The organism is Sphingomonas elodea ATCC 31461 (assembly GCF_000226955.1).
Lineage (GTDB): Bacteria > Pseudomonadota > Alphaproteobacteria > Sphingomonadales > Sphingomonadaceae > Sphingomonas > Sphingomonas elodea.
Window position 1 is genome coordinate 1 of sequence record NZ_AGFU01000009.1, and the last position, 13,932, is coordinate 13,932.

General features: G+C 67.8%; 15 protein-coding genes. 9 read left to right on the forward strand and 6 right to left on the reverse strand.

Translation table 11 applies throughout. The features are described from left to right. Both KK7_RS20020 and KK7_RS0103380 read right to left on the reverse strand, forming a co-directional pair. The coding region (locus tag KK7_RS20020; protein WP_010543236.1) for a hypothetical protein at positions 1 to 228 on the reverse strand (228 nt) is incomplete at its 3' end. A gap of 445 nt (positions 229 to 673) precedes the next feature. Continuing rightward, positions 674 to 931, reverse strand: a complete 258-nt coding sequence (locus KK7_RS0103380) for a hypothetical protein (protein WP_010543237.1) — start codon at positions 929 to 931, stop codon at positions 674 to 676. Positions 932 to 1,125: 194 nt separating this feature from the next. Between KK7_RS0103380 and KK7_RS20025 the strand changes: the two genes are divergently transcribed. After that, complete coding sequence (locus KK7_RS20025; RefSeq protein WP_237709126.1) at positions 1,126 to 1,686, forward strand: AAA family ATPase; 561 nt, start codon at positions 1,126 to 1,128, stop codon at positions 1,684 to 1,686. Positions 1,687 to 1,800: 114 nt separating this feature from the next. Here the strand turns inward: KK7_RS20025 and KK7_RS0103390 are convergent, their stop codons facing one another. The 3 genes from KK7_RS0103390 to KK7_RS0103400 form a co-directional block, all read right to left on the reverse strand. Continuing rightward, positions 1,801 to 2,631, reverse strand: a complete 831-nt coding sequence (locus KK7_RS0103390; RefSeq protein WP_010543239.1) for a 23S rRNA (adenine(2030)-N(6))-methyltransferase RlmJ — start codon at positions 2,629 to 2,631, stop codon at positions 1,801 to 1,803. Beyond that, on the reverse strand, positions 2,628 to 3,200 hold the full coding sequence (locus KK7_RS0103395) for a pseudouridine synthase (RefSeq protein WP_010543240.1): 573 nt from the start codon (positions 3,198 to 3,200) through the stop codon (positions 2,628 to 2,630). Before KK7_RS0103395 ends, KK7_RS0103390 begins: the two co-directional genes overlap by 4 nt. 78 nt (positions 3,201 to 3,278) lie before the next feature. After that, positions 3,279 to 5,954, reverse strand: a complete 2,676-nt coding sequence (locus KK7_RS0103400; protein WP_040597526.1) for a glycoside hydrolase family 2 TIM barrel-domain containing protein — start codon at positions 5,952 to 5,954, stop codon at positions 3,279 to 3,281. 272 nt (positions 5,955 to 6,226) lie between these two features. On the opposite strand from KK7_RS0103400, the gene KK7_RS0103405 reads away from it, so the two are divergent. The 8 genes from KK7_RS0103405 to speD are packed head-to-tail and all read left to right on the forward strand — an operon-like array spanning position 6,227 to position 13,106. Further along, the gene (locus KK7_RS0103405; RefSeq protein ID WP_010543242.1) at positions 6,227 to 7,195 is read left to right on the forward strand and encodes an SPFH domain-containing protein; all 969 of its coding nucleotides are present in this window, start codon (positions 6,227 to 6,229) and stop codon (positions 7,193 to 7,195) included. Positions 7,196 to 7,202: 7 nt separating this feature from the next. Next, the gene (locus tag KK7_RS0103410) at positions 7,203 to 7,877 is read left to right on the forward strand and encodes a DUF4178 domain-containing protein (RefSeq protein WP_010543243.1); all 675 of its coding nucleotides are present in this window, start codon (positions 7,203 to 7,205) and stop codon (positions 7,875 to 7,877) included. After that, the gene (locus KK7_RS0103415; protein ID WP_010543244.1) at positions 7,867 to 9,198 is read left to right on the forward strand and encodes a DUF4178 domain-containing protein; all 1,332 of its coding nucleotides are present in this window, start codon (positions 7,867 to 7,869) and stop codon (positions 9,196 to 9,198) included. The genes KK7_RS0103410 and KK7_RS0103415 overlap by 11 nt, the downstream gene beginning before the upstream one ends. Further along, the gene (locus KK7_RS20030) at positions 9,198 to 9,380 is read left to right on the forward strand and encodes a hypothetical protein (protein WP_010543245.1); all 183 of its coding nucleotides are present in this window, start codon (positions 9,198 to 9,200) and stop codon (positions 9,378 to 9,380) included. The genes KK7_RS0103415 and KK7_RS20030 overlap by 1 nt, the downstream gene beginning before the upstream one ends. Positions 9,381 to 9,391: 11 nt before the next feature. Beyond that, positions 9,392 to 9,604, forward strand: coding sequence for a DUF350 domain-containing protein (locus KK7_RS0103425; protein ID WP_010543246.1), 213 nt, complete (start codon positions 9,392 to 9,394; stop codon positions 9,602 to 9,604). Further along, entirely contained in the window at positions 9,597 to 11,144 is a 1,548-nt protein-coding gene (locus KK7_RS0103430) for a polyamine aminopropyltransferase (RefSeq protein ID WP_010543247.1), read from the forward strand. The genes KK7_RS0103425 and KK7_RS0103430 overlap by 8 nt, the downstream gene beginning before the upstream one ends. Further along, on the forward strand, positions 11,134 to 12,744 hold the full coding sequence (locus tag KK7_RS23215) for a flavin monoamine oxidase family protein (RefSeq protein ID WP_010543248.1): 1,611 nt from the start codon (positions 11,134 to 11,136) through the stop codon (positions 12,742 to 12,744). The genes KK7_RS0103430 and KK7_RS23215 overlap by 11 nt, the downstream gene beginning before the upstream one ends. After that, positions 12,741 to 13,106: an adenosylmethionine decarboxylase gene (speD, locus tag KK7_RS23220; RefSeq protein WP_010543249.1), complete on the forward strand. Its 366-nt coding sequence runs from the start codon at positions 12,741 to 12,743 to the stop codon at positions 13,104 to 13,106. The genes KK7_RS23215 and speD overlap by 4 nt, the downstream gene beginning before the upstream one ends. A gap of 78 nt (positions 13,107 to 13,184) precedes the next feature. On the opposite strand, the gene KK7_RS21450 is transcribed toward speD, so the two are convergent. Further along, the gene (locus KK7_RS21450) at positions 13,185 to 13,766 is read right to left on the reverse strand and encodes a PEPxxWA-CTERM sorting domain-containing protein (protein WP_010543250.1); all 582 of its coding nucleotides are present in this window, start codon (positions 13,764 to 13,766) and stop codon (positions 13,185 to 13,187) included. Between the last annotated feature and the right edge of the window lie 166 nt (positions 13,767 to 13,932).

Below are 13,932 nucleotides of genomic sequence, written 5' to 3' on the forward strand. Positions count from 1 at the left end.
TTTGGGAATCCCTCGACGATTCAGCTCGGTCGAAATCCGCTCTAGCCATGCTACAAGCGAAGGTCGCAGGATGTAGATCGCCGCCTGATTTTGCTGAGCGAAGCCCACGATCAACGCGATGCCGCCAGCGCTGGCGATCGCGACCCAGTTCACGAATTGCTGCCGCTGCTTGTCGGCTTTCTCCCGAAACTCATCGCCGAGTTCGTCCCTGCGGCCTGCTTCGCTCATGACGCGGTTCCGGTGCGTGCTGAGATTTCCCCCGACGAAATCGCGATCAGCTGTTGGCGATATGCGTCCCTTTTTATCCCGCCCTTCCCCAAGAGATCGATGTAAAGAGGCGAATGGCATGTCAAAAGGGTGTCGTAAAGCCGATGCCTTAACGGGGTGTCCCCTGCCGCATTGCTTCCTGACAATCAGTGCCGAAAGTTGATTTGGCTCAGTTAAACTCGGCGCTCAAGACCGGACAGTCCGAAACCGGCCCACCGTCAGTCAATCGCCGATGGCATTCGTGCAAGGCTGGAGCGCCTGCTCTCTCCGAAAGCCGCCATCCAAGTAGGGAGCCATTTACGTCGGCTTCGTCCCAAATTCAGACTGTCACGCAGGCCACTTTTAGCAAGACCCCAAAGCACAAACCCTAGCCAAAGCTAGGACAGCAGAACGACATAAGGTGGGATCAACGAACCACGTCGAGCTGGTCGTCTCGATCATAGAGGGCCGAAATAATACGCTCAACAACAAGGTCTTCAGCTTTTTCCCGCCTCCCCTCGTCCGCCGATGAAAGATCGCGGCGGACCGACTCGGGGGTCGAGGCAAGGCTCGCCGTCAGAATGGCGTTGGCCAGAAATGGGTGCATGACCTCGCCTAAGGGGGGCTTGGCGATGTCGCCCGCGGTCGGCCTGCCACATTGAAGCAGCGCGTCGATGCTGGTCATTGGCACAAGGGTGAGGGTGTGGACGTAGGCTTTCGAAATGCCCTTCGACTGCGGACTGCGGACGGGCGCGAAGCACGGCTTCGGGCCTAGCTGGCGTGCAAAGATGCGGATGTCACGTGCGGTGTACGCCGACCGTGGCGGAGGGCGGCGGCCATGTCCTGCGCTTTCAGGGAGGGCCGATCGTCTCCAACCTCGTGCTGGTCGACGAGATCGACCACGCCACGCTCAAAACCCATTCCGCGCTGCTCGAGGGTATGCAGGAACGCTGGACGACGGTGGCCCAGCGCACCATCCGCATGCCCGAGACGTTCTGCGTGATGGCGAGGCAAAACCCGGTCGACCACGAAGGCACCTATCCGCTCTCCGAGGCGCAGCACGACCGCTTCCTGTTAAAGCTGCTCGTCATCTATCGGAGAGCGCCCGAAAATCACGGGATTATCGACCGCTCGACCAGCGGCGAACGGTTAAAGCTACGCCCGGTGACAGAGGTTGCCAAGGCCCATGCGATGCGCCTGGTGATGGCCACCCAGCCGAGCAGCGACCATGTGACCGCCGCGATCAGTCGCACCGTGGCGCTCGACGCTTCGCCGCGCGGCATCCTGGGGCTGGTGCTCGCAGCCAAGGCGCAAGCGCTGCTCGACGGGCGCTTCGCCATCGCCACCGATGACCTCGCCGCGGTAGCGATGGCGGTGCTGCGCCACCGGGTGGTGACCAGTTTCCACGCCCGGGCGGCGAACCCAACACAGATGACCTGATCGGAGAGCTGCTGTCCATAGTAGGGGCTTGAAGCCGGGGTCTTCGCCATCCCCTGCACGCCGGCCCGCGTCAGGGATGGACCTAGCGGACCGGATGCCCGATCAGGCACATATTCAACCCTCCAGCCATCGGGCTGTGATCTCGCCCCGATGCCCTTCCGGCGCCAGTGCGGCGCGGAGTGCCTCCAGTATAGGCGGCAGCTGCTGCATGAAGGCATAGGGCGGATTGACGATGAAGAGTCCCGCGCCGTTATAGATGCCGGGCTGATCGGCATCGTAGAGCCAATGCTCCACCGAAAGGAATTTCGGGATACTAAGCCTGCGCAGCTTGTTCTTCCACTGCTGGTGCGTCGTGCGGTCTTTCAGCGGATACCAGATCAACGTTACGCCATGGGCCCATTTACGGTGCGCTGCCGCGAGGGTGTCGGTGATACGGGCTCGTTCGTCGGTCTGCTCATACGGCGGATCGACCACCACCACACCGCGCGGCGTTCGGCTCGGCAGCATCGCCAGCCAGAGCTCGTACGCATCGCGCTCGTGTACGGCGGCAGGCGTGCCGCGCATGGCGCCGCGCAGGGCAACGGCGTCCTCGGGATGCTTTTCGTTGAGGATCAGCAAGTCCTGCGGGCGTAGCAACTGCGCCAGGAACCCCGGCGAGCCGGGATAGAGGCGGGGGTTTGGTCCGGCATTCACCGTTTGTATGGCGGCGCGATAGTCGTCCAGCAGGGGATTCGGGTCGGCGAAGGCACGCAGCACGCCGTGCGCGGCCTCGCCCGTGCGCTGGGCCTGCTCGCCGCCGAGATCGTAGAGCCCGCAACCGGCATGGGTGTCGATCAGGGTCAACGCACTGGGCTTCTGCTGCAAGGCCCGGACAAGCGCGATCAGCAGGCTGTGCTTCACGACGTCGGCGCTGTTGCCGGCATGAAAGGAATGGCGATAATTCATCGGAATGCAGAATCCTTGCCAGGGCTGGAGACCTCCGCGAACGCGCCCGGGGCGATGCCGGCGACGGACCAGTCGCCGATCGACCAGCGGACCAGCCGCAGGGTGGGCAACCCGACCGCCGCCGTCATCCGGCGCACCTGCCGGTTGCGCCCTTCGCGGAGGGTGATTTTCAGCCAGCTGTCCGGGACGGACTTGCGCTGGCGGATCGGCGGATCGCGCAGCCAAAGATCCGGCGCGTCGATCCGGGCGACCTCGGCAGGCAGGGTCATGCCGTCGTTGAGCAGGACTCCCTGCCGCAGGCGCTCCAGTTCCGGCGCCTGCGGATCGCCCTCGACCTGCACGAGATAGGTCTTCGGCATCTTGAAGCGCGGGTTCGCGATGCGCGCCTGCAGCCGCCCGTCGTCGCACAGCAGCAGCAGGCCCTCGCTGTCCCGATCGAGCCTGCCGGCGGGATAGACGCCCTTGACCGCGATGAAGTCCGACAAGGTCGACCGCGCCGTCGGCGATCCGCGATCGGTGAATTGCGACAGCACCCCGAAGGGCTTGTTGAACAGAAGCAGCCGGGCCATCCCGCGCCCTTATACGATATTGCGCGCAGGAGAACCCATCGCCGCGGCCCCCTCCCCCTGGACGTCACGCCCCCCGCCTTACTCCGGCAGGATCTCCACGGCCGATACGATCGCCTTGCCCACCTTCGGCACGAAGCGGAGGTCGAGCGTGTCCCCGGCCACGGCAACCACCGCCTCCCGCTGCACGGCGATGGCCGCGCCGCCGGCCGCGCCCGCCACATCCAGCGCCTGGACGATCGGCTGCCCGTTCGCCACGACATCGAAGACCCGCCCGCCCTGCGCCAGCGCCGGTTCCACGAAGGTCAGCCGCACGCGGTAGCGACCGGGGCGCAGCGGAACCCGATAGCCGAAGCTTCCTTCACGGAAGGTAGCGACGACGGCCGGATCCCCGGTGTTGCCGATCGGCGTCTGGACGGCCGGCTTGCCATAGTCCGCCGGCTTGTTGAGCGTGCCGGCCAAGCCCCCCTCGAAGAAGCTGTCCGAGCCGAATCGGGTGGAGGCCGCTGCCGCGACGAGCGCACCGGCGTCGATCCGGACGGCCCGGGCAGCATCGGCGGCAAGATCCCACGCAACCTTGTCCTCGACCGGACCGGAGGCGAAGCGGCCGCGCGCGACCACGACATTGCTTCCGGGCGCGAGCGCAACCTTCTCCCAGACACAGACCCGATCGGGGCAGGTGCTGCGGCTGCCGATCGAGCGCCCATTGACGATCAGCTCGGTCGTGGGCGCGTTGCTGTACACGCGGACATCGGTCACCCGATAGGCACGCGCGGTGTAGCGCCGGCCGTTGATGTGCACGGTCGGGGTGGCCGTCCAGTTCGCCTTGTAGAAATAATAGGGATCCTTGCGGATCCGCCGGTCATAGGTGACGAGCCCCTTGGTGTTGATATCCTGCGCATCCCCCTCGGCACGGATCGTCGTGGCGAAGTCGAAGCTGTTCCACAGCCAGGTTCCCCATAGATAGGGCCGCGCCTTCAGCGTCTTCCACGCCGCCTCATGGATATGGCTGGCATATTCCTCCGGCTGGTTGACGCCGCGCGAATCGACCGGGCCGCCCAGCACGTCGTCGGTATGGATGGTGGTGGCGGCACCGGCGCCATATTCGGTGACGGACAAGGGCTGGCGCGGGCGCTTCGCGTGCAGCGCGTCGAGTTGCGGGCCGAGATCGCCCGGGACGCCGAAATACCATCCGAAATAGCGATTGGCCCCGCCCAGATCCGCCGCTTCCGCGGTGGTGGGGATTTCCACCCCGGCGTCGAACAGCCGCCCTTCGCAGCAGGTGGCGAGCGCGGTCGGGCGGCCGGGATCCTCGGCTTTCGCGAGCGCCTGCAACTGGTGCAGCAGCGGCATCGGATCCGGCGCCTTGCCGTCTGCGAAGCCGGTGAGGAACAGCGGGAAGGAATTGCCGAAATCGACTTCGTTGGCGATGCCCCAGTTGATGACCGAGGGGTGGTTGCCGTTCTGGCGGATCAGTTCCTGCAGCTGCTGCCGGGCATTGGCGACCAGCGCGGCACGCGGTTCACGCTCGCCGCGCCGCGTCCAGGCAGAGACCAGCGGAATCTCGTCCCACACCAGCAGGCCTTGGCGATCGGCAAGATCGTGGATCGTCTGGCCATGCTGGTAATGCGTCAGGCGGATGGCGTTCACCCCCATCTCGCGCATGATCGCCAGATCCTGCGCCACGTCCTCCGCCGAGATCGCCCAGCCCTTGCCCTCGCGATCCTGGTGATAGCCGACGCCGTGCAGCGCCACATGCCTGCCGTTGAGGAACAGGCCCTTGTCCGGATCAACGGTGATCGTGCGGATGCCGAAGGGCTGGCGGAGCCGGTCGAGTAGCCTGCCCCGGCCATCGGCCACTTCCACCTGCAGCGTGTAGAGATAGGGATCCTCGACGCCCTGCCAGCGGTGCGGCTTCGCCACGTCGAGCACGGCCGCCGCTTCGCCCCTGGCGCCGCCGGCGAGCGACAGCGTGCGCTGCGCCGTCGCCGCGACGCGACCGCGGGCGTCGACGAGGCGCGCGGTCACCCGCACCGATGCCGCGCCGGCCGCATCGTTGGCGACGCGCGCCCGCACCGAGACCGACGCCCGCGCCGCCGTCGCGCTGGTGGTGGCGGCATATACGCCCGGTCCACCGAAATCCGCGAGGTCGAGATGCACCGGATTGGCGACGATCAGGCGGACCGGCCGATAGAGGCCGCCATGAACGAAGAAATCACCGGTGAGGGGGAGCACGTCGGCGGTCGCACCGCCCTCCGCCGGCGGGCTATTGTCGACGCGCACCACCAGCACATTGTCGGCACCCGGCTTCACCGCGTCGCTCACGTCCAGCCGGAAGCGCGAGAAGGGGCCGGCATGGTCGCCGATCTTGCGCCCGTTCAGCCAGATGCTGGCGATGCGGCTGGCGGCGTCGAACTCCAGCCAGACGCGCTTGCCCGCCGTCGCCGGTGCCTGGAAGTGGAGTCGATACCAGCCGCGCCCCTGGGTCTTGTCGACCGTGTCCGCGCGGTGGAGATGGCTGGCGGGATCGGGCCGGTAATAGCCGACGCGGTTCCAGCTGTGCGGCACCTGCACCGGTTTCCAGCCGGAATCGTCATAGCGCTCGGCCGCCGCATCGTCCGCCAGATCGCCGAGATGGAAGCGCCAGCCTTCGCTCAGCGCGGTCACCCGCCGCCCGTCCGGCTGCGCCAAGGCCGGCGGCGCAACCGCCACGACCATCACCGTCGCCGCCAACCATGCCTGCGCTCCGTGCCGCATCGTCCTCTCCCTGCTCTTGTCTGATGGACGGCGTATCATGGAGAAATTGGCTTGACCATAGCGCCTGACCATTATGCTGATCACTGCCAGAATCGTGGCGGATTCCTGCGTTCACGCCAGGCCGATCGTCCGCCGGGAACTGGAACATGGCACGGGCCACGCCACATGCCTTACCAATTCACTGCTCGCTCGACCTCGGCCGGCGCCATCCGCCCCGATTCTTGTGGCGCAGCCCGCACCGCAGCTATAGCGTTGCGTCGGGGAGTGGATTCATGGGGCTATTCGGGTTTCTGTCGAAGCAGTTGGTCGACGTCATTGATTGGGTCGATACGCCGGGTACGCTCGCCGCGCGCCACCCGATGCAGGGCCGCGAGATCCAGAACGGCGCGCAGCTGACCGTGCGCGACGGCCAGGTCGCCTTCTTCTATCGGGAGGGCCAGCTGGCCGATGCCTTCCACCCCGGGCTCCACACGCTGGAAACCGGCACCCTGCCCGTGCTCACCGCGCTGATGCACTGGGACAAGGGCTTTGCCTCGCCGTTCAAGGCCGATGTGTGTTTCTTCAGCCAGAAGGAGCAAACCGGCCTGAAATGGGGAACGGCCCAGCCGATCACCGTGCGCGATCCCGAATTCGGCGCGATCCGGGTCCGCGCGTTCGGCAGCTACAGCTTCCGCATCGAGCAGGTGCCGGCGTTCGCCGTGAAGATGATGGGATCGCTCGAGCGCCTGACCGTCGCCGAGATCGAACCGCAGCTTCGTGCCGCCATCGCTACCGCGATCGCAGCCGCGCTCGGCACCGGCGACATCGCCTTTGTCGACCTCGCCGCCAACCAGGCCGCGCTGTCCGACGCGCTCAAGGCGGCGATCGACCCGGCGTTCGCGCAATGGGGCCTCGCCTGCACCAGCTTCTACATCGAAAGCCTGTCGCTGCCGGAGGCGGTGCAGGCGGCCATCGACAAGGCGGGCGCGATGCGCGTGGTCGGCGATCTCGATCGCTATGCCCGCTTCCAGCGCGCCGAGGCGATCGAAGCGGCGGCAGCCCAGCCCGGCGGCGCGGCGGCCGGGGGCATGGGGTTTGCCGCGGGGATCGCGCTGGGCCAGGAAGCCGCCGGCGCCCCGCCCGCGGCCGGGGAGGATCCGGTCGCGCAGATCGAGAAGCTCCATCGGCTGCTCACCCTCGGCGCGATCACCCAGCAGGAGTTCGACGCCAAGAAGTCCGAACTGCTCGGCCGCATTCGCTGATCGATCGATGCGCCTGCACCTGCCCTGCCCCCATTGCGGCGCGGACGTCGTGTTCCGCTCGCCCGCGCTGCCCAACCGGGTATGCGATGCCTGCCACACGATGCTCGTCCGCAGCGACGACGGCGTGGCGCAGCTCGGCATCGCCGCGGCCCTTCCCTTCGACGTCAGCCCGGTGCGGATCGGCATGCGCGGCACTGCCGATGGCGGCGGTTTCGAGGTGATCGGCCGGGTCCGCTGGAGCTGGAGCGATGGCGCCTGGAACGAATGGCTGCTGTTGTTCGACGACGCCAGCACCGCCTGGCTGGGCGAGGCGATGGGCCAGTTCATGCTGCTGCGCGAGCATCCCTTCAGCGAAGTGCGCTCGAAGACGCTGCGGGCGATCGCCAAGGGCGAGCCCGCCCAGATCGGCCACAAGGTGGAGCTGTTCGGCCGCAAGCTCGTCCTCGCCGACGCGCGCGAGGCGCTGTGCATCACCGCCGAGGGGGAGCTGCCCTTCACCGCGCCGAGCGGCTGGCGGGTCTACAATGTCGATCTGCGCGGGTCGGACGGGGAATGCGCCAGCCTCCAGCGCGACGGCAGCACGGTGAGTTTCTATCATGGCCGCTATGTGACGCTCGCCGATCTGGCGCCGCGCGGTCTGCGCGCGATCGAAGGATGGAGCCTGCCCGGTTATGCAGGCTGAAGCGCCGCTCTCCCCGCCCCCAGCACCCGCGATACGCGCGCTCGCCTGCCCCAATTGCGGCGGCACGGTGGAACTGCGCGCGGCCGGCTATACCGTGCATGTCGGCTGCCAATATTGCGGCTCGATCCTCGATGCCACCGACGGGCTGGTGAAACTGGTCACCCAGGCGCAGACGGCGCTTGCCTATCCGGAGATCCCGCTCGGCACGCGGGGCACGCTGTTCGACGTGGAGTGGGAGGCGATCGGCTATCTCCAGCGCTCGCAGAACGGCGCGTATCGCTGGGACGAGTATCTGCTGTTCAATCCCTATCACGGCTATCGCTGGCTGGTGAACGCGCGGGGCGGCTGGAGCTTCGGCACGATGCTGACGCGCGTGCCGACGATGCAGACCTTCAGCACCTATGCGCTCGACGGGCAGAGCTACACGCGCTTCTTCCGCGGGGATGCCCAGGTCGACCGGGTCGTCGGCGAATTCTACTGGCGCGTGACGGTGGGCGAGACGGTGAAGACGGGCGACTGGGTCCGGCCCGGCTTCATGCTGTCGCGCGAGGCCAATGATCGCGAGATCAGCTGGACGATCAACCAGTGGCTGCCCGAACGCGACGTGGTCGCCGCATTCGGCGTCACCCCTGCGGCCAGGGTCTGGCCGCCCCTGCCGCACCAGCCCTCCCCCTGGGGCGCGTGGCTCGGCAAGGGCGCGAAGATCGGCGGCATCGCGCTTGCCTTCCTGCTGCTCGTCTCGCTCCTGCTGAGCGGCACGCGCTGGCTTGCCTCCGAGGCCCTGCCGGTTGCGGTCGACGGCCGCGAGCAGAGCGCCACGATCGGTCCCGTGCATCTGGTTAGTCGCTGGCAGCGGGTGCGCGTGCGCACCACCGTCCCGCGGCTGGAAAATGGCTGGGTCGATCTCGACTACAGCCTGGTCGATCGCCGCAACCAGCAGGTCTATGCCGCGTCGGGCGCCGCCGAGCGCTACGAGGGGGTGGATTCGGACGGTCCCTGGACCGAGGGTTCGCGCGATTCCGACGTCTCGATCGCAGGCGTGCCGGCCGGCGACTATGACCTGATCGTCGAGTACAAGGGCAACCGCTGGAGCCAGAACGACACAGCCTATCCCGACGGCGGCTGGATGGAGCCGACCAATGCGCCGCAGATCGTGGTCGAACTGGGCACGGGCACGCTGTACGCCGGCAACTTCCTGCTCGCGCTGCTCCTGATCGCGTTTCCCTGGTTCGTCGGGCTGATGCTCCACCTCCGGTTCGAGAAGGCGCGCAAGGAGCAGAGCGATTTCGCACCGGCAGCGTCCGGGGACGGAGACGATTGATGGACACCCGCAGCTTTCTCTACGCGCTCTGGTCGATCGTCGTGCTGGGGCTGTTCCTGCTCGCGGCGGTCTATGGCTGGTCGCCCTTTGCCGAGGGGGGCCGCAGCCGCACCAGCTATGCCTATGGCGGCAGCGGCGGTCATGGCGGGCATGGCGGCTATTACGGCCCGAACCACAAATAGGAGGACGCTTCATGGTCACTACCCTTCCGGCGCTGCTCGCGACGCTGCTCTATGCCGTGGTCGGCATCCTCGTCTTCGTGATCGGCTTCGTCGTGCTCGACCTGCTGACGCCGGGCAAGCTGTGGGAAGAGATCCGCGACAAGCAGAATGTCGCCGTCGCCATCTTCTCCGGCGCGGTCGCGATCGGGCTCGCGATCATCGTCGCCGCCGCCATCCATGGCTGAAGGCGACGCCGCCGGCCCCAAGACCCGCGCGTCGGCACCCGCTGCCGCGCTGCTTGCCTCTGCCTTCGTCGTCTCCACCTGCGGACTGATCTACGAACTGCTCGCCAGCACGCTGGCCAGCTATCTGCTCGGCGACAGCGTCACCCAATTCTCCACCGTCATCGGCACCTATCTGTTCGCGATGGGGCTTGGCAGCTGGTGCTCGCGCTATGTGACCCGCGACGAACTGCGGCTGTTCATCCGCGTCGAGCTGCTGATCGCGGTGCTGGGCGGCGCCTCGGCGGCGGCGCTGTTCGTGCTGTTCCCGCTGGTCGAGCATTTCCGGGTGGCGCTGTACGGGCTGGTGCTCGGCATCGGCTTCCTCGTCGGGCTCGAGATCCCGCTGCTGATCCGCATCCTGCGCGGATTCGACTTCCGCGAGACGGTGTCGAACGTGCTGACCTTCGACTATGTCGGCGCGCTGGTCGCCAGCCTGTTGTTCCCGCTGCTGCTGATGCCGCACCTCGGCATGATCCGCACCGGCTTCCTGTTCGGCATTCTCAACGCCGGGGTGGCGCTGGCGGTGCTGCTCGCGCTGCCGCGGGCGAACCGCTATCGCAGCGAAACCATTTCCGCCACGATCGTTCTGTTGGCGCTCGCTGCCGGTTTCGTCGCATCGGACCGGCTCCAGCGCTGGGCCGAGGTGGCCAGCTACGGCGAACCGGTGATCTATGCGGCCAGCACCAAGTACCAGCGCATCGTGCTGACCCGCCGCGAAGACGATCTGCGGCTCTATCTCAACGGCAACCTCCAATTTTCCTCGCGCGACGAGTATCGCTACCACGAGGCGCTGGTGCAGCCGGTGCTGGGGCGGGTGGCGAACCCGCGCAACGTGCTGATCCTGGGCGGCGGCGACGGCCTGGCCGCGCGCGAGGTGCTGCGACATCCGGAGGTACGACAGCTGACGCTGGTCGATCTCGACGACGAGATGACCGCCTTGTTCTCCAGGACGGCGATGCTGACCGCGCTGAACAAGGGCGCGCTGACCGATCGCCGCATCACCGTGATCAACGCCGACGGCTTTCGCTGGGCGCGCGAGGCGGCCTCGACGCGCGCCGGATCGTTCGACGCGATCATCGTCGATTTCCCCGATCCCGTCGATTACTCGGTGGGCAAGCTCTACACCGAAACCTTCTACCGCGCGGTGCGCCGGCTGATGGCGCCCCGCGGCGCCATGGTGGTGCAGAGCACCTCCCCGCTGGTCGCGCCGATGGCCTATTGGACGGTGGCGACCACGCTGGAGGCCGCCGGCCTCCGGACGCGCGGATATCATGTCTATGTCCCGAGCTTCGGCGAATGGGGCTTCGTGCTCGCCGCCGACCGACCGCTCCCGGACCAGGCGCGCATCCCCGCGGGCGGGCGCTTCCTCACGCCGGCCGGCGATCGCACGCTGTTCGACTGGCCGCCGGACATGGCCCGCCGCCCCACGCCGGTGAACCGGCTCGACAACCAGGTGCTGGTCCGCGAATTCGCCGATGCCTGGAGCCGCTATGAAGGCTGATCGGCGGACCTTGCTCGGGCTCGGCGCGGGGGCGGTGGCCGTGGCGGGCGCCGGCCTCGCCGCCGCGCTCGATCGTGCGGACCCGCTCCCGCCAGGCACGCTGGGCGGTGCCGATCTCGCGCGCGGACACCGGCTGCGCGACGGCGGCTTCCCCGCCCCCAGCCGTTTCGAGGCGGTAGACCTGGTGATCGCCGGGGGCGGTATCGCCGGGCTCTCCGCGGGATGGCGGCTGCACGATGCGGGCTTCCCCCGCTTCCGCCTGCTGGAGCTGGAGGACGAGGTAGGCGGCAATGCGCGGGGCGGCCGCAACGCGGTATCCGCCTATCCGCTGGGCGCGCATTATCTGCCGGTGCCCAACCGTGAGGCCGGCGCCGTGCGCCACCTGCTCCGGCAGCTCGGCATCCTGATCGGCGAGCGCGACGGCGTGCCGGTGTACGATCCCGAACAGCTCTGTGCCGATCTGCAGGAGCGGCTGTTCTGGCAGGGCCGCTGGCAGGAAGGACTGGTCCCCCGCACCGGCCTCAGCCCCCAGGACCGTGCCGATCTCGCCGCGTTCGAGCAGGCCATGGCCGCCTATTCGGCGCGGGTCGGCAGCGACGGTCGTCCGGCCTTCACGGTGCCGATCGCCTATAGCTCGCGCGATGCCGATCTGGTCGCGCTGGATGCGGTCGATTTCGCCAGCTGGCTCGACCGGCAAGGCTGGCGCTCGCCGGTGCTGCGCGCGCATGTCCGCTATGCGATGCGCGACGATTACGGCACCGAGCCGCACGAGGTCTCCGCCTGGGCAGGCGTCCATTACTTTGCCGGACGGCGCGGCTGGACCGTCGACGGCGCCGGCGACAACGAACTGACCTGGCCCGAAGGCAATGCCCGGCTCGCGCGCGGGCTGGCCGGCTTCTTCCCCGATCGGATCGCGCGTGGCCGCATCGTCCACCATGTCGCACAGGACGGTAGGGCGGTGCTGGTCGACAGCTTCGACGTGGCGGCCGGGACCACGGTGCGGACGCGCGCACGCGCCGCCATCCTTGCCATGCCGCATTTCGTCGCTGCCCGCGTCTGCCCTGCGGTCGGCACGGCGGGGGCATGCAGCTACGCCCCCTGGCTGGTCGCCAATGCCACCGTCGACCGCCTGCCCGGGGGGCGGGGCGTGCCGCTCGCCTGGGACAATGTATCGAGCACCAGCAATGCGCTCGGCTATGTCGTGGCGACCCACCAGGCGCCCGAGGCGCATCCGCAAGGCACCGTGCTCACCTGGTACCTACCGCTGTCGGACATGCCGCCCGGAATCGCTCGCCGCCTGCTGGTCGAGCGACCGGCGGAGGACTGGAAGCGCATGGTGCGCGACGATCTGCTGGCGATGCATCCGGAGCTGGAAGGCGCCATCCGGCGCATCGAGCTGTGGCGCTGGGGCCATGCCATGGTACGCCCGACGCCGGGGTTCCTGGGTCGCGGCGCGGCCCACCGCCCTGCCCCGCCCTTGTTCCTGGCACATTCGGACATCAGCGGCCTGTCGCTGTTCGAGGAAGCGCACTATCAGGGCGTGCGCGCCGCCGAGGACGCGATGGCCCTGCTCGGCCATCGCCACGAAAGCCTGTTGTGAGCGGCCAGCATCTCATCGCCGATCTGCGCGATGCCACGCGGCTCGCCGACATCGCGCATGTCGAGGCGTGCCTGGTCGCGGCGGCAGCGGCGGCGGGCGCCACGCTGCTCGAAGTTCGCCTGCACGGCTTTGGCGAGGGCATGGGGGTCACCGGGGTGGCGCTGCTGGCGGAATCGCACATCTCGATCCACACCTGGCCCGAACATGGCACCGCGTGCGTGGACATCTTCCTGTGCGCGCCTACCCATGATCTGCACGCCGGGCTCGACGCCATCGTCCGGCGCCTGGAGGCGACCGTCGCGCGCTGCACGGTCGTGGAGCGGCACTTCGATTGCGGGTCCCCGTCCTCCCCCCGGCCGTAAGAGGCCGTGGCATGCGGACAAAGAAAAAGGGCGGCGCCGCTGCCGGCACCGCCCTTTCCCTGATCCAGGTCTGACGCCTTAGGCGGCAGCGACCTTGGCGACGCTGCGGCGACGACGCAGCGCAGCACCGGCGAGGCCGGCACCAGCGATCATCATGCCCCAGGTGGCGGGCTCAGCAACCGGGCTCGGCGGCGAGGCGAGGCTGAAGCTGCCCGACACGCCATTGCCCGCGCCACCGGCCTGGTTGAAGGTGAAGATCACCGAAGCGGCGCCCGCGGTGTAGCCCGAGAACGCGCCGGTCGGCGTGAAGGTGCCGAGCGTGTAGAGCGACACGGTGTTCAGGCCGGTCGTCACGCTGGTGACGACGCCCGAGAACACACCGAAGCTCGCAGTGAACGATGCGGTGGAGTTCAGGGCAGCCTTGACCGACGAGGTGGTGAAGGCGGTGAACAGGCCGAGCGTCGACAGGTCGCCATAGGAACCCAGAACAACCGAACCGCCGCTGGTGAAGGTGGTGCCAGCGCCGATGCCGGCAGTGTCCGCGGTCACGTTGGCGAGGCCGGCCTGGAAGCCGCCGATGATGGTTGCTGCCGAAGCAGTGGTCGGTGCTGCAACCGCGACGGTGGCGGCGGCAAGCATGGTGAGAATACGGGTGCGCATAGAATCCCCCAATGAGGTTAACCGCCGACCCATGGCCGGCTTGGGCCCTACTCCACGGAAATGGATGAATCGTCAACCAGAATATCTCTGCGCCTCACACCGAATGCTCGCGTTTAGAGGCTATGTGACCCGTTTTAGGTCATATTTTACAGTCGCAGCCGGTAAC